12 protein-coding genes are annotated in these 14,718 nt (G+C 72.1%); 4 read left to right on the top strand and 8 right to left on the bottom strand.

All coding sequences use genetic code 11. The annotated features are described in order from the left end of the window. Window positions 1-18 precede the first annotated feature (18 nt). The gene (locus ABEB28_RS03445) at window positions 19-945 is read left to right on the top strand and encodes an LLM class flavin-dependent oxidoreductase (protein WP_345726463.1); all 927 of its coding nucleotides are present in this window, start codon (window positions 19-21) and stop codon (window positions 943-945) included. Here ABEB28_RS03445 and nhaA read toward each other — a convergent pair. Next, on the bottom strand, window positions 933-2,222 hold the full coding sequence (gene nhaA, locus ABEB28_RS03440; protein WP_345726462.1) for a Na+/H+ antiporter NhaA: 1,290 nt from the start codon (window positions 2,220-2,222) through the stop codon (window positions 933-935). The genes ABEB28_RS03445 and nhaA overlap by 13 nt on opposite strands. Window positions 2,223-2,467: 245 nt before the next feature. On the opposite strand from nhaA, the gene ABEB28_RS03435 reads away from it, so the two are divergent. Further along, complete coding sequence (locus ABEB28_RS03435; RefSeq protein WP_345726461.1) at window positions 2,468-3,289, top strand: class II glutamine amidotransferase; 822 nt, start codon at window positions 2,468-2,470, stop codon at window positions 3,287-3,289. Here the strand turns inward: ABEB28_RS03435 and ABEB28_RS03430 are convergent. Next, window positions 3,286-4,818: a hypothetical protein gene (locus tag ABEB28_RS03430; protein WP_345726460.1), complete on the bottom strand. Its 1,533-nt coding sequence runs from the start codon at window positions 4,816-4,818 to the stop codon at window positions 3,286-3,288. The two genes, ABEB28_RS03435 and ABEB28_RS03430, sit on opposite strands and share 4 nt — an antisense overlap. A gap of 85 nt (window positions 4,819-4,903) precedes the next feature. Then, window positions 4,904-5,323: a DUF6325 family protein gene (locus tag ABEB28_RS03425; RefSeq protein WP_345726459.1), complete on the bottom strand. Its 420-nt coding sequence runs from the start codon at window positions 5,321-5,323 to the stop codon at window positions 4,904-4,906. A gap of 228 nt (window positions 5,324-5,551) precedes the next feature. On the opposite strand from ABEB28_RS03425, the gene ABEB28_RS03420 reads away from it, so the two are divergent. Further along, window positions 5,552-7,108: an alpha-amylase family protein gene (locus ABEB28_RS03420; protein ID WP_345726458.1), complete on the top strand. Its 1,557-nt coding sequence runs from the start codon at window positions 5,552-5,554 to the stop codon at window positions 7,106-7,108. Window positions 7,109-7,176: 68 nt separating this feature from the next. Further along, complete coding sequence (locus tag ABEB28_RS03415) at window positions 7,177-9,042, top strand: serine/threonine-protein kinase (RefSeq protein ID WP_345726457.1); 1,866 nt, start codon at window positions 7,177-7,179, stop codon at window positions 9,040-9,042. 111 nt (window positions 9,043-9,153) lie between these two features. Here the strand turns inward: ABEB28_RS03415 and ABEB28_RS03410 are convergent, their stop codons facing one another. The 5 genes from ABEB28_RS03410 to ABEB28_RS03390 form a co-directional block, all read right to left on the bottom strand. Next, window positions 9,154-9,606 (bottom strand): DUF4352 domain-containing protein, encoded by a 453-nt coding sequence (locus tag ABEB28_RS03410; protein ID WP_345726456.1) that lies wholly within the window; start codon window positions 9,604-9,606, stop codon window positions 9,154-9,156. A 128-nt stretch (window positions 9,607-9,734) separates the two neighbouring features. Continuing rightward, window positions 9,735-10,712 (bottom strand): YihY/virulence factor BrkB family protein, encoded by a 978-nt coding sequence (locus ABEB28_RS03405; RefSeq protein ID WP_345726455.1) that lies wholly within the window; start codon window positions 10,710-10,712, stop codon window positions 9,735-9,737. Between the two features lie 66 nt (window positions 10,713-10,778). After that, complete coding sequence (locus ABEB28_RS03400; protein WP_345726454.1) at window positions 10,779-13,718, bottom strand: ATP-binding protein; 2,940 nt, start codon at window positions 13,716-13,718, stop codon at window positions 10,779-10,781. 144 nt (window positions 13,719-13,862) lie between these two features. Next, entirely contained in the window at window positions 13,863-14,186 is a 324-nt protein-coding gene (locus ABEB28_RS03395; protein WP_345726453.1) for a hypothetical protein, read from the bottom strand. 55 nt (window positions 14,187-14,241) lie between these two features. Next, window positions 14,242-14,679, bottom strand: a complete 438-nt coding sequence (locus ABEB28_RS03390) for an Hsp20/alpha crystallin family protein (protein ID WP_345726452.1) — start codon at window positions 14,677-14,679, stop codon at window positions 14,242-14,244. Window positions 14,680-14,718 lie beyond the last annotated feature (39 nt).

The raw sequence follows: 14,718 nt of genomic DNA, 5'->3' as shown, positions 1-14,718 counted from the left end.
CCTGGGAAGGAAAAGACCATGACCTCACGAGACGGAGTCGTCTTCGGTTTCGGTGCGCACTCCGACGTCGACGACGGATCCGAGCTGCTGCGGATGGCACAGCAGGCCGACGACGACGGGCTCGACGTTTTCTCGCTGTCGGACCATCCGTACGTCGGCCGGCGCCTCGACGCCTACGCCGCGCTCGGGTTCGTCCTCGGACGTACCCGGAATCTCGCCGGGTTCGTCAACGTCACCAACCTCCCGACCCGGCCCGCGCCGATGCTCGCGCGCACGATCACGTCGCTCTCCGCGCTCTCCGGCGGGCGTGTCGTGCTCGGCGCCGGCGCCGGTGGGCTCTGGGACCGGATCGCCGACCTGGGGGTGCCGCGGCTGACCCCGGCCGAGGCCGTCGACGCCTTCGAAGAAGCGATCGTCCTGATCAGACAGCTGTCCGGTGGTGGTCCGCCGGTGATCTACCAGGGCCGCCACTACCGGGTCGACGGGATCGAGCCGGCGCCGGTGCCCGCGCCCGCCGTCTGGACCGGTTCCGTCGGCCGGAAGTCCCTCGCCGCCACCGGGCGGGTCGCCGACGGCTGGATCCCGGGTCACGCCGCGGACTGGCGCAGTCAGCGGTACCGGGAGTCGAGGCCGATCATCGACGAGGCAGCGGTCGCCGCCGGCCGCGATCCGCGGGCGATCCGGACGGTGTTCAACCTCCCGGGACGCTTCACCGGCCGGCCGCTGGCCGCGTCCCGCGACGACGAGGGACGCTGGGTCGGTGGCTCGGTCGACCAGTGGGTCGAGGAGCTGACCACGGCGGTGCGCGACCACGGCGCGTCGGGCTTCCTGCTCTTCTCCCCGCGCGGTGGCGCCCCGGACGCCGACTCCCTGCGTCGCTGGGGCACCGAGGTCGTGCCGGCGGTTCGGGCCGCGATCAGTGCCTCCGCGGATCAGCCGGACTGATAGACGTCGGGGACGCCGTCGTCGTCCGCGTCGACGGCTTCCTCCTCCTGGATGCGGCGGTAGCGGCGGTTGCGGGCACGGAGGATCCCGGTGGCGAGCACCGCCGCGAGCAGCGACCCGACGAGGACGGCGACCTTGACGTGTTCGTTGCGCTCGCTCTGGGCACCGAACGAGAGCTCGCCGATGAGCAGCGAGACCGTGAACCCGATACCGGCCAGCACCGCGAGGCCGAACACGTCCACCCAGGCCAGGCCTTCGTCCAGGCTGGCCCGGGTGAAGCGGGCGATCACCCAGGTGGTGACGAAGATTCCGACGGACTTGCCGACGACCAGGCCGACGACGACGCCGATCGCCGCGCGGTCGCTCAGCGCGGTCCACAGCCCGTCCAGCCCGCCGACCGTGACCCCGGCGGCGAAGAACGCGAAGACCGGCACGGCGAACCCGGCGGAGATCGGCCGGAACCGGTGTTCGAAGTGCTCGGCCAGACCGGGCCCGGGGGACGGCGTCCGCCGGAGGACGGGGACGGCGAAACCGAGCAGCACCCCGGCCACCGTGGCGTGCACGCCGGAGGCGTGGACCAACGCCCAGGCGGCGGCGGCCAGCGGGAGCAGCAGCCACCAGCTGCGGACGCGACGCTGTACCAGCACGGTGAACACGGCGAGCGGAACCAGCGCACCCAGCAGCGGCCACGCCGACAGGTGGTCGGTGTAGAAGAACGCGATGATCACGATCGCGAGCAGGTCGTCGACGACCGCGAGCGTGAGCAGGAACGTGCGCAGGGCGGTCGGCAGCGCGCTGCCGATCACGGCGAGGACGGCGAGGGCGAACGCGATGTCGGTGGCGGTCGGGATCGCCCAGCCGCCGAGTCCGTCGCCACCGAGGTTGACCGCCACGTACAGGACGGCCGGGAGCAGAACACCGCCGACGGCCGCGGCGACCGGCACCGCGGCCCGCCGCGGGTCGCGGAGGTCACCGGCGACGAACTCGCGCTTGAGTTCCAGTCCGGCGACGAAGAAGAAGATCGCCAGCAGGCCGTCGGACGCCCACTGCCCGAGTGTCAGATCCAGGTGCAGCGCGTGCGGGCCGACGACCGTGTCGCGCAGGTCCGCGTACCCGCCGGACCACGCGGAGTTGGCCCAGAGCAGGGCCGCGACGGCACCGACGAGGAGCAGGATGCCGCCGACGGTTTCGCTGCGCAGGATCTCGGCGATGCGGCGGGCCTCCGCCCACGAGCCGCGGCGCAGCAGCCTGGACGTGTTCGACGTCGGCTCTCGCATGGTTCTCCCGGTGTTCCGAAGGGTCGACGAGGACGCTGCCGACCAGGCTTCCCGGCACACCGAGGGCCATCCTACGGGACCGCGGTGTTCACGCCGGTCAGCGGCGCCGCGTCGGGGGCCGAGCGCGGCGGTCCGACCCGCCGAATCATCCCGGTCGGATGACGCCCGCCGCACCCGACGGTGGTTGGCTTCGCCCTGAGTGTCCAGTTCCCTACCGAGAGGACGTGAGGGCGATGTGCAGGTGGATGGCCTACACGGGCAGCCCGGTCGTCGCCAACGACCTGCTGTTCCGCCCGGAGCACTCGATCATCGTCCAGAGTCTGCGCGCCAACCTCGGACACGTGACGAATGGGGACGGGTTCGGGATCGGCTGGTACGGCACCGGGGACGGTGAGACGCCGGCGTTGTACAAGGGCACACATCCGGCGTGGAACGACGAGAATCTCCGGGAGATCGCGACGAACGTCCGGACACCGCTCCTGTTCGCGCACGTCCGCGCGTCGACCGGAACGCCGATCGAGCGCAGCAACTGCCACCCGTTCCGGCACGGGCGGTGGCTGTGGATGCACAACGGGTCGCTGGCGAACTTCGAGGCCGTCAAGCGTGACCTCCGGATGGCCGTCGACCCCGCGTTGTACAAGTACATCCTGGGGTCGACCGACACCGAGACCTTGTTCTACCTAGCGCTCACGTTCGGTCTGACCGACGACCCGCCCGCCGCAGTCGCCCGGGCGGTCGGCCTCGTCGAGGAAGTCGGTCGGAAGCACGGCGTCGAGTACCCGGTCCACATGACCGTCGCCACGACCGACGGCGAGACGCTGTGGGTCTTCCGCTACTCCAGCGAGAAAGCCACGAGCTCGCTCTACTACTCCAACGACGCCTCCCAGGTACGTCGGCTCTATCCGGACCTGGACGTCCTCGACCGGCTCGGGCCCGACTCGCGGTTCATCGTCTCCGAGCCGCTGCGGGACCTCCCGGGCGCGTGGACCGAGGTACCCGAAGCCTCGTGGGCGCTGGTCCGCGGCGGCGAGAACCACATCCACGACTTCGCGCCGACGAGCCCTTAGTCGTCCTTCTCCAAGCGTTTCGCGACCTCGTCGGCCACCCGGCGCTGCAGGTCGGCCAGTTCCTTGTCGGTCAGCTTCCCGAGATCGGCCGGTGCGCCCGGGGTCCCACTCGAGCCGTACTCCGTGCCGACACCGCGTCCGTCCTGGTCGGCCAGCGTGCCGCAGCGGATCGTCGTACCGTCGGCCCGGATCAGACAGGTCGGATTCTCGCCGCGCAGGTCACCGGTGCCCCGCACCCGGTACAGAACGTTCTGTCCGTTACCGATCGTGGCGACCCACTGCCCGCCGTTGGTCGGCGCGATCTCCATGATCTTCTGGTTCTGCCAGTTCGGCAGGTCCTGGTAGTCGGCCTTGATCCGGGACGAGATGGCGTCCGGAGACACCCAGCTGGGTTTCGTCCGGTGCACGGTGATCGGGGCGAGCCGACCGCTGCGGACCCGCCCGTCGACCACGGCCAGCGCCGCGATCGCGGTGGCGTCCCCCCGCCCGGTGAGCATCGTGACGTAACTCGGACGGTTGCCGGCCGCGGTCGTCGGCAGCACGAACTCGGTGTTGTTGCCGCTGTTCGTGTCGTCCTCGCTGGCCACCCATCCGGAGCGGCCACCGCGGTAGTCCCAGTAGCCGCCGGAGGCCTGCAGGGCTTCGCGCTGCTCGGCGGCGAGCGAGAGTGGGTACGCCGGGCCGGGGAGGCCGTCGGACGAATCGCGGAACTCCAGTTCTCCGGTGCGTCCGTCGTAGAGCGCGACGCCGGCCGGCCGCTCGGTGACGACGAGCCAGCCGACCTGTCGCTTGAGCGGGATCACGACGACCGGCCGGTCTCCGTCGCAGTACGAGTAGAGGTCGTCGGAGTCGTAGCGGACGTTCCGACGCTCGCTGTGGAGCGCGCGGGCCAGGTTGTGCGTCCACCATCCGCCGTCCCGCCTGGCCGCGCGGCCGCGGTCGAACGTGCAGGTCGTGCCGTCGCCCCGGCCACCAGCGAGGGGTACCTCCTGGTCGAGTGTGACCTCGTAGCCCGACGACGCCCAGCCGCGTCGTTTGACCAGGCTGGCGAACGATCCCCGCTGTGGCAGGTACGTGGTGTCGACGACGTCGCCGGAGACGTCACCGAGGTTCGGGCGCGCCTGAGCCACCGCGACCGGGAACGGTGCGCGCTGGCCGACGGTCGGCGCCGCGCTCGTGGTGACCTTCACCGACGCGGTGTAGTAAGACCGGGCCTTCTCGTAGCCGTGCGTCGAGACCAGCCACCAGATCACGGCGACCAGCGCGACGCCACCGCCGAGCACCGACAGGCTGCCGACCGTCACCGAGGCGGCGGAGGACCCGGAGCTGTCGCGGTCGCTCATCCACGCGGTCACCCCGGCGAGGACGATCCAGAGCACGAGGAGCCCGAGGATCGGCACGATCCAGAACAGCGCCGATCGGAACTCCCACCACAGCACGGTCGAGTAGTGCGGTGCCAGTAGGTAGAACAGCAGGAACGATCCGGCCAGCGCCAGGATCGGCGCCAGCCCTCGCAATGACCGACGCATCGCACCTCCTCGACGGTGGTACGAGCATTGTCCACGAACCGGTCCACGCCGCGAGCAGCGCGGTGAACAGTGTGAGTGTCGCCGCTCAGTGCACGGTGGCGAGCCGGCGCACCCGTCCGGGGAGGCCCGAGATGTGCGTCAGGCCGACGATCGTGCCGCGCGACGCGGCGACCGGGCCGGCGAGGTCGTGCACCCAGCGGTGTTCGAGCAGTACGACGAGCGCGAGGGTGCGCGTGTCGACCAACGCCGCCGCCTCGTGGAGGTCCGACTCCCGGATCAGACCGGTCGCCAATCCGGCCGGCGCCACCGGATCGCCGCGCAGAGCGGGCCGGTCGCTCAACTCGACGGCCCTGGTGCCCCTGAGCGGATCGCCGCAGAGCGCCAGCGCGTCGACGATGCGCATCTCCCCGCCGATGGACAGCGGATCCAGCGTCGCGCGAACTCCCTCGTCGAACCGGTCCGCCGGGAAGGTCAGCACCAACAGTTCCAGCGGGCCGAGAGCCATGCCCCCAGCATGACCGTCCGGCCGTCAGCGGTCTTCCCCCCTTGCGGGTGAACACCCGACGCCTCACCCCCTGCGGGTGAGACGCGTGCCGGACCGAGCCGTGGCGCGCGGGTCCGCCCGCTGTGGGCATGCTGACGGTGGGCCCGAAGCAGGACGATCCAGGGAGGACCGCATGATCGACGGGAGTGCGGCCGCGCGACACCGGAGCGAGCAGGGGGAGGCCGGTCGGTGAGCGCGGACCTGGCGTGGCCGGCGCAGCCGGTCATCCACGAGGTGGACACCTGGGTGTGGCTGGCCGAGCTCACCCGGCGGTACGGGCGCCCGGTGACACTCGCCGACGTTCCCGCCGAGGCGTGGGACGAGGTCGGGTTGGACGGCGTCGACGCGATCTGGCTGATGGGCGTCTGGGAACGCAGCCCGGCCGGGCTGGCGATCGCCCGGGGGGACGACGCGTTGACGGCCGCGTTCCGTGCTGCGCTGCCCGATCTGCGCCCGGACGACGTGGTCGGCTCGCCCTACTGCGTGCGTTCGTACACGGTCGACGCCCGGCTCGGCGGACCGGCCGGACTCGCAGCGGCGCGAGCGGTCCTCGCCGACCGGGGGATCCGGCTCGTGCTCGACTACGTCCCCAACCACGTCGCGCCGGACCACCCGTGGGTCCGGGCCCGCCCCGACCTCTTCATCCGCGGCACCAGCGACGACCTCGCGCGGTCACCGGAGGCGTTCGTCGAGGTCGACGGCGCGGTGCTGGCGCGCGGCCGGGACCCGTTCTTCCCGCCCTGGCCGGACGTGCTGCAGCTGAACGCCTTCCACCCGGAGTTCCGGCAGGCCACGGTGGAGCTGCTGGACCGGATCGGCGCGCTCTGCGACGGCCTGCGGTGCGACATGGCGATGCTGATGCTCACCGACGTGTTCGCGAAGACCTGGGGCGACCAGGCCGGGCCGGTACCGGCCGCGGAGTTCTGGCCGGACGTCCTCGCGCAGGTCCGGGCACGCCACCCACACCTGCTGTTCGTCGCCGAGGCCTACTGGGACCTGGAGTGGACGCTGCAGCAGCAGGGCTTCGACTACTGCTACGACAAGCGGCTCCACGACCGCCTGGCCGAGGGGGACGTCGCCGGGCTGCGGGCGCACCTGGCGGCCGGCGTCGACTACCAACGTCGTCTGCTCCGGTTCGTCGAGAACCACGACGAGCCGCGCGCGGCGGCGACGCTGGCCCCGATCGAGCGGCTCCGGGCCGCCACGATCGCGATCGCGACCCTGCCCGGAGCCACGCTCTGGCACGAGGGGCAGTTCGACGGACGGCGGGTCCGGCTGCCGGTGTTCCTCGGGCGGCGTCCCGCCGAGCCGCTCGACCCGGGGTTCCGGCGGTTCGGGGCCGCGGTGCTCGCCGCGGTCCGTGCCGGTGAGCTCCGCGCCGGCACCTGGCGCCTGCTCGACGTCGTCGGGTGGCCGGACAACCCGAGTCACCGCGCGCTGCTCGCCTGGTCCTGGGAGCGGGGTGCGGGGCGGCACCTCGTCGTGCTCAACCTCTCCGAGCGGGCCGCCCAGGGACGCGTCCGGCTGCCGTGGGACGACCTCCGCGGCCGGCGCTGGGCGTTGACCCCGCTGCTCGAGAGCCCGGTGTTCGACGGCCCGGTGTTCGACGGCCCGGTGTTCGACCGGGACGGCGACGAGCTGGCCGACCCGGGGCTGTTCGTCGACCTCGCGCCGTGGGGCTGGCACCTCGTCGCCGTGGAGTCCGCGCCGTCACGGGTCGCCGAACGTCCGGAGCGCCTCGGCTGATCGGTGGGGCCTCGGGCCGCGGTGCTCGTGCTACACAAGGGGCCGGTCGAGCGGGTCGGGGGGCGTACGTGGTCGAGGCAGCACCGTTGCACGCCGGCGACCCGTTACGCCTCGGCCGGTACCGGATGATCGGTCGGCTCGGCGAGGGCGGCCAGGGCGCCGTCTATCTCGGCGTGACCGAGGGCGACGAGCGGGTCGCGGTCAAGGTGCTGAAGCCCGACCTGGTCGCCGACACGTCGGCTCGCCGCCGGTTTCTCGGCGAGGTCGACCTGGCCCGCCAGGTGTCGTCGTTCTGCATCGCCGAGGTGCTCGACGCCGATCTGGACGCCGAGCGGCCCTACATCGTCAGCGAGTTCGTGGAGGGCTCGTCGCTGTCCGAGGCCGTGACCGCCGACGGGCCCCGGACCGGGGGAGCGCTGCACCGGCTCGCGGTCGGCACCGTCACCGCCCTGGTCGCCATCCACCGGGCCGGCGTCGTTCACCGTGACTTCAAGCCGCACAACGTGCTGCTCGGCCCGGACGGGCCGCGAGTGATCGACTTCGGCATCGCCCGCATGCAGGACGCGACGGTGACGGCCGCGAGCGGGGTGCTCGGCAGCGTCTCGTACATGTCGCCCGAGCAGATCGGCGGCGAGGTCGTCGGCCCGCCGAGCGACGTGTTCAGCTGGGCCGCGACGGTCGCGTTCGCGGCGACCGGGCGTCACCTGTTCGGCAACGACTCGGTGCCGAGCGTGCTGCGGCGGATCCTGTACGACCCGCCGGTGCTCGCCGGGCTACCGCCGGCGCTCGTGCCGATCTTGGCCGAGTGCCTCGAGAAGGATCCGGCCCGGCGTCCATCCGCGAGCAGCGTGCTGCTCCGGCTGCTCGGGCACGACGAGCAGTCGACGGACGCACGGGCGATCGAGGCGCGGGTGCTCGCCGAGACGCGGCTGAGCCCTCCACCCGCCGGCAGGGAGCAGCCGACCGTCCCGTTCTCCGCACCGAGCGCCCCGCCGCCGGAATCGGGCCGACGACCGGATCCGCCGCCCCCGCCGGATGGGTTCCCGCCGCCCCCGCCGGATGGGTTCCCGCCGCCGGTCGCCTCGGTGCCGCCGAGTGACCCGGTGCCGCCGGGATCCGGCGTCACCGGGCCGGCCGTGGCCGTGCGACGGCGCCGGCGGTGGGTGTGGCCGGTCGCGGCCGCGGTGGTTCTGCTCCTCGTCGCCGGGACCGCCGCCTTCCTGGTGCTCCGTCCCGACGGCGTCGGCGGCGACGACCGGCTCGGACGCGACACCGTGCTGCCGTCGAAGCCGCCCGGCGCCGCCGGAGACCTCCGCTACCGGCAAGACTTCAACGCGCAGCCGGACTGGGACGGCTATCGGTACGCGCCCGACACCGACAACCCGGCCGAGGTCACCACCCGCGGCTACGACGTGGATCGCGGCGTCTACACGATGCTGGCCAGGGGCGAGGACCGGTCCAACCAGGCGCAGTCGCCGTTCCCTCCGAAGGACACGAGCACGCCACTGCCCGACGCCGCGTTCGGCGTCACGGCACAGGTGCAGGACCGATCCGAGGGCACCGGCGAACTCGGGCTCACCTGCCGCGGCGACGAGGACACCGGCACGGCCTACCTGTTCCTGCTGTCGCGCGAGGGCACGGTCCGCGTCGTCCGCCAGGAGAACGGCAGCCCCACCGAGCTGCTGCCGGTGCCCGCGCGGGCCGCCCGCATCGGGACCAGTCCGGTCCGGCTGGAGGCGGTGTGCCGCACGGAGGGCAGCGCCGCCCACCTCACGTTCCGGGTCGACGGCGAGCAGGTCGTCGACGTGCGCGACCCGAACCCGCTGCCGGGCACGACGCGGTCCCAGCTCGGGCTGCACATCCGCGTCCCCGACAGCGGCGACGACGTCCTCGAAGTGTCGTTCGACGACTTCACGGTCTACGCCGCCGGCTGAGCGGCCTGCACGCGGCTAGTGTCGTGAGGCAGAAGTTCGTCGCCGAGAAGTAGAAGGCAGATGGCTGGGGCAGCCGGGCGCCAGGCGGGCACGAATCAACGCGTCAAGACACTAGCCGAGGGGGATCCGCCGCCCCGGGCTCCCCGGGGCGGCGTGCAGTTCGAGTTCGTCGGCGCGGAAGTCGGCCGGAACCGTGAACACCACGGTCACGGTCGCACTCTCTCGCGGCTCCAGCGACGTCAGCCCGACCGCGCCGCTCACCGTGTGCTCGTCCGGGCTGACGAGTTCCTGGCTCTCCCCGTAGAACGAGACGTACGCCGCGGTCCGGTTGCGCACGGTGAGCGTCACGCCGAGCTTGCCGGGCCCCGCCGGCCGCACCGAGCGGAGCTGCATCTCCAGGTCCCCCTCGGTGACCGCCGCGGTCGATCCGACGGTCGGCTGCGTGGTCCCGGCTCCGCCGCCCGGCTCGGGATCGTCGTCGGTGCCGAGGAACCGGATCGCTCCGGTCGTGATCGCCCAGAGCGCGAGGATCGCCGTGAGCAGGATGACACCGATCACGATCACCCGGCCCCGGGATCCGGGGCTGCGATGACCTGGTTCGTATAAGCGCGCCACGGCAGATCCCAACGACGGTGGGTCGAGAGGTTCCTATCAGGTATCCCGACTCCGGGAGGCGAAACAGCGGGAACCGGTCAGGCCGAGTCGGTCGCGGGCCCCACCTCGTCGGCCTTCTGCGCGCCCCGCGTGCCGAGCGGCTGACCCGGGCCGGTCGTGGTGTCCTTGCGGGTCTGCGCCTCGAGTTCGGCGTTGAGCTCGGCGCCGAACAGGATCACCATGCAGGAGAGGTAGAGCCACAGGTTCAGCACGATGACGCCGGCCAGCGCGCCGTAGGTCTTGTTGTAACTGCCGAAGTTGTTGACGTAGAACGAGAACCCGGCGGACGCGAGCAGCCACAGCACGGTCGCGATCACCGCACCCCAGGACACCCACTGGATCCGCGGGTTGTCGCGGTCGGGTGCGTAGCGGTAGAGGATCGCCAGGCCGGCCATCATCAGGAGGGCGAGCAACACCCAGCGGGCGATCCCCGCGACGGTCGTGGCGGCCGACCCGAGGTTGAGCGCCTCCAGTGCCGGCGGCAGCACCGCGACGAGCAGGATCGCCACCACGAACCCGACGATCGCGCCCAGCGTCAGCAGGATCGCCAGGCCGCGCTTCTTGACGAAGTTCCGGTCGTCGCCCTCGTCGTACGCGGTGTTCACCGCCTGGATCATTCCGTTCATGCCGCCGGACGCGCTCCACAGCACCGCGGCGAGCGAGATGATCAGACCGATCGACAGGCCCTTGCCGCTGGCGTTGGTGGCGGAGCTGATCGGGTCGGTGATCACCGCCTTCACGTCCGCGGACAGACTCGCAGTGAGCTGGTCGATCTGGGTGGTGATCTGGTCCGGGCTGGCGACCAGGCCGTACATCGTGATCGCACCGATCGCGGCCGGGATCAGCGCCAGCCAGGCGTAGAACGCCGCCGCGGCGGCCGCGGTCGGGATGTCGTCGTCCTTGAACTCCTTCACCGTGCGGACCAGCACGTCTTTCCAGCCCCGGGCCGGGATCTGGTGCGGTGCGCTCGCCTCGCGGCCTCTGCCCTGGCCCGCACCCGCCGTCGCTGTCGTCATTCCGTCCCCCTGACCGATCGAGTTCCGGCGTGGGGTACCACCGCGTACGAGCTGCTAATCGGTGCGTCAGCGGCCGGAATCGCCGGGCGGCCGGCTGGGGAGCGTGATCCGGAAGCGGGTGCCCCGCGGCTCGCCCGGCTCCGCGGCGATCGTGCCGGCGTGTGCCTCGACGATGGCCTTGGTGACCGCCAGCCCGAGACCGGTGCCCTTGATCCCGCGGTCCAGCGCGGTGGTCGCGCGGAAGAACCGCGTGAACAGCTTCGGCAGCTGGTCGTCGGGGACGCCGATCCCGGTGTCGGCGACGCAGATCTCCACCCTGCCTTCCACGGATCGGCCGGTGACCGTGACCGTGCCGCCCTCGGGGGTGTACTTGATCGCGTTGCTGAGCAGGTTGTCCAGCACCTGCCGGAGCCGGGTGGCGTCGCCGTGGACGGGCAGGTGCGCGGCGAGGTCGGTGACGATCGTCAGGTGCTTGGCGTCGGCCTCGGGGTGGTGGTCGCCGAGCGTCTCCCGGACGAGTTTCGTCGCGGACAGCGGGCGGGCATCGAGGTGGACGTGGCCGGCGTCGATCCGCGCGAGGTCGAGGAGCTGGTCGACGAGCTGCTTGAGGTGGGCGCTCGTACGGTCGATGACCTCGGCGTACGTCCGGTGCTCTGCGGGCAGGTCGGGGTCGTCCAGGAGCAGCTCGGTGTAGCCGCGGATCGTGCCGATCGGGTTGCGGAGCTCGTGGCTGACGACCGCGACGAGCTCGTCCTTCAGCCGGTCGAGGTCGCGCAGCCGGGCGACCTGCTCCCGCTCGGCACCGAGGAGGTCCTCGCGTCGTTCGGCCAGCAGGCGACGTTCGGTGACGTTGGTGGAGATGCCGTCGACCAGCAGCCGATCCTGCTCGTGACGGGGCACGGCACGCGTCCAGATCCATCGGCTCTCCCCGTCGAATCCCCGGATGCGGCACTCGATCTCCGCGGAGAGCCCATCGCGCAGGGTGGCGTAGAAGTCCGAGAACGACGCGGTGTCGCCGGCGTGCACGCGCTCGGCGAAGACCGCGGCCAGGTCGGCGTCGGCCGGGAGAGTCGCGCCGAAGACGCCGGCGCTGTTCGGGCTGGCGTAGACCGACCGGGCGCGCCCGTCGGGCAGCACCTCCACCGTCCACAGGTAGTCCTCGATCTGCGCGGCGACCCGCTCGAAGTCCCGCCGGGCGGCGGCCAGCGCCAGGACGAGGTCCTCGGTGCGGCGCCGTTCGAGGTAGCGGCCGATCCGGGTGCAGACGCCGTCGAGCATGAGCAGCGTGTCCGGGCGCGGCGGCTCCAGGTCGGCCAGGCAGAACAGGACGACGCCGGAGACCGCCTCCGCGGTCCGCACCGGCATCCCGATCCGGATCCGGTCGTCCGGGGCGGTCCGCTCGGTGACGATCGAGGCCTGGCGCTCCCAGACCTGCCGCGCCAGCCGATCGACGACGCCGGGTTCAGCGGTACCGAGTAGCCGGACGTGGTCGCAGGAGGGGCCGCTCGGCGCCACCCAGCGGCTGGTGCAGACCAGCTGTACCGAGCCGCCCTCCTCGCCCAGCTCCCAGTATTCGCCGCAGGACCACTCCAGCTCGTCGGCGACCGCGGCGATCGCTGCTCCGGCGGCTTGGTGGGCCGACGTGGCGTCGGCGAGGGCCTGCGCGACGGCGTGTTCCGCGCGGCGCAGCGACTCGGCGCGGTGGGCGTCGGTGATGTCGTGCATCGCGACGAGGGCGCCGAGCCGACGCCCGTCCGGGGTGTCGATCGGCCGGCCGTTGGCGAGGAACCGCCGCGCGGCCACGCCGGGGGCGGTGATCACCAGCTCCTGCCCGTCGACGGTCTGGCCGGAGAAGGCGCGGGTGAGCGGATTCTGCCCGGGGTCGAGCGGCGTGCGACCGTCCGGCTCGTGCAGGTCGTAGGTCTGCGCCCACGTCTCCGCGTCGAGCGGCTGCACGTTCGTGCCGTGCATGCGCAGCAAGGCCTGGTTGAACAGGGCCAGCCGTCCGGCGCTGTCGCAGGCCACCACCCCGGTGTCGAGGCTGTCGAGCAGGGTCTGCAGGAACGTGCGTTCGTCGGCGAGGCGCTGCCGCTCGTGCTCCAGGGCCTCCTGTGCGCCCAGCCGGTCGGTGATGTCCCGGATGAACGCGTGGAAGGCAGGCAGGTCGGGGTCGTCGTCGACCTGCAGCGTCAGTTCGATCGGGAACTCCCGGCCGGCCCGGTCCACCGCGGCGAGTTCCAGGCGCTGTCCGGCGAGCGTGGAGTGTCCGGTCTCCCGGACCCGAGCCAGGCCCCGGTCGTGCGCCTCGCGGAACCGCTCCGGCACGATCAGCCCGGTCAGGTCCTGACCGAGCGCCTCGGCGGCGGTCCAGCCGAACAGCCGCTCCGCAGCGGCGTTCCAGTCCGTGATGGCGCCGTCCGGGTTGATCGCGATGTACGCGTCCAGAGCAGTGTCCAGGAGCATCTGTACCCGGGTCGCGGAGGCCGACAGCCGTCCGTTCGCGCGGCGAAGGGCGATCTCCGCCTCGGCGGCGGCCGCGAGGTCGGTCAGCGTCGTCAACTCCAGCTCACTCCAGGACCGGGGACGGGTGTCTGCGACGCAGAACGACCCGAGGACGTGCCCGCTCGGGCTGCGCAGCGGAATTCCGGCGTAGGCGACGACGCCGTCGGCCACCACGGGGTGGTCGCGTAGGCGGTCGTCTTCCCGGGCGTCGGTGACGATCAGGGCGGCATCGTCCAGGACGACGTGCTGGCAGAACGAGCGGGACAGCGGCGCCTCCCGGTCGCCGGTGACACCGCAGGCGGCGGCGGAGAACTGCCGGTCGGCGTCGACCAGGGAGACGAGCGAGATCGGGACGTCCAGCCAGCGGGCCGCGAGCCCGGTGAGCCGGTCGAGCGTCGGTGCGGAGGTCGACTCGGACAGTCCGGTGGCACGCAGCGCCTGCAGTCGGACCGGATCACTCAGCCGGCGCGCTGCGGTCTGCGACCAGGCTTCGTCCGCCACCACGTGCCTTGATCGGCCGGAACGGGTGGTTGTTGAGCACTTCGGTGTCGGCGATCGACCGACCGGTGCCACGCCAAGGGCCGACAGCATCCACCTGGTGCCGTCGGCCCCCGGGCTGACCTGTTCTCCTTTCCTGGATCACTCGGATCACACGACTTCCGACCGCGACTCGGGCGGCGAGCGCTCCCGGCGACGCCGGACGCCACCGGGTCGGCGGCCGCGCCCGCACCGACACCCCGCATCGGGTGGCGCGGGACGTGGTGCCGGGTCTTCCGGTCCGGACGCGTCGTCGGGCGGTGGTGGCTCCGGCGGCTCCCATGCGGTGTCGACCAATTCTTCGAACTCCGCCCGGAGGAGCTCCGGGTCAGCGGTGATCAGCGCGTAGAACGCATCGTCGATCGCGCTCGGAGCCGCCGTCGCCAGGTCGTCGCCGACGGCCGTCGCCACGGCGTCCGCAGAGGTACGGAACACTGCTGCCTCCCGTGGGGAAGCACCGGCGGGCCCGGGTGCGGGCCCGCACCTATGGTCAGGCGTTGATCTGTTTCGGCCCCGACTCGGCCTGCGCGATGCTGATCTTGCGCGGCTTGGCCTGCTCGCGGACCGGGATGCGCAGCGTCAGTACGCCGTTGTCGTACGAGGCGTGGATGCGCTCGGTGTCCAGCGCGTCGCCGAGGAAGAGCTGCCGGGTGAACACACCCAGCGGGCGCTCGCGAACCTGCATCTCGGCGGGCTGCTCGGCCTTCGGCCGACGCTCGGCGCGGACGGTGAGCACATTGCGTTCGACGTCGAGGTCCACGGCGTCCGGAGTGATCCCCGGCAGGTCGAAGTCAACGACGAACTCGTCGCCGACCCGGTACGCGTCCATCGGGATCACCGACGGCTTGGACCAGGTTCCGGCCGCGTCGCCGAAGAGCTGCTGGGTCAGCTGGTCGAGCTGCCGGAACGGGTCGGTGCGCATCAACATGGCGTCCTCCCTGTATTCGGTAGTGAATCGTCAACGCGC

The sequence above is a fragment of the Cryptosporangium minutisporangium genome, assembly GCF_039536245.1.
GTDB lineage: Bacteria > Actinomycetota > Actinomycetes > Mycobacteriales > Cryptosporangiaceae > Cryptosporangium > Cryptosporangium minutisporangium.
The sequence above is the reverse complement of the archived record's forward strand: the minus strand, read 5'-3'. Positions and strand labels throughout refer to the sequence as shown.

What these genes read in the sequence shown, in the direction of transcription:
- ABEB28_RS03445 (WP_345726463.1), top strand. Translation starts at nt 19, where the DNA reads ATGACCTCACGAGACGGAGTCGTCTTCGGTTTCGGTGCGCACTCCGAC.
- nhaA (WP_345726462.1), bottom strand. Translation starts at nt 2,222, where the DNA reads ATGCGAGAGCCGACGTCGAACACGTCCAGGCTGCTGCGCCGCGGCTCG.
- ABEB28_RS03435 (WP_345726461.1), top strand. Translation starts at nt 2,468, where the DNA reads ATGGCCTACACGGGCAGCCCGGTCGTCGCCAACGACCTGCTGTTCCGC.
- ABEB28_RS03430 (WP_345726460.1), bottom strand. Translation starts at nt 4,818, where the DNA reads ATGCGTCGGTCATTGCGAGGGCTGGCGCCGATCCTGGCGCTGGCCGGA.
- ABEB28_RS03425 (WP_345726459.1), bottom strand. Translation starts at nt 5,323, where the DNA reads ATGGCTCTCGGCCCGCTGGAACTGTTGGTGCTGACCTTCCCGGCGGAC.
- ABEB28_RS03405 (WP_345726455.1), bottom strand. Translation starts at nt 10,712, where the DNA reads ATGACGACAGCGACGGCGGGTGCGGGCCAGGGCAGAGGCCGCGAGGCG.
- ABEB28_RS03390 (WP_345726452.1), bottom strand. Translation starts at nt 14,679, where the DNA reads ATGTTGATGCGCACCGACCCGTTCCGGCAGCTCGACCAGCTGACCCAG.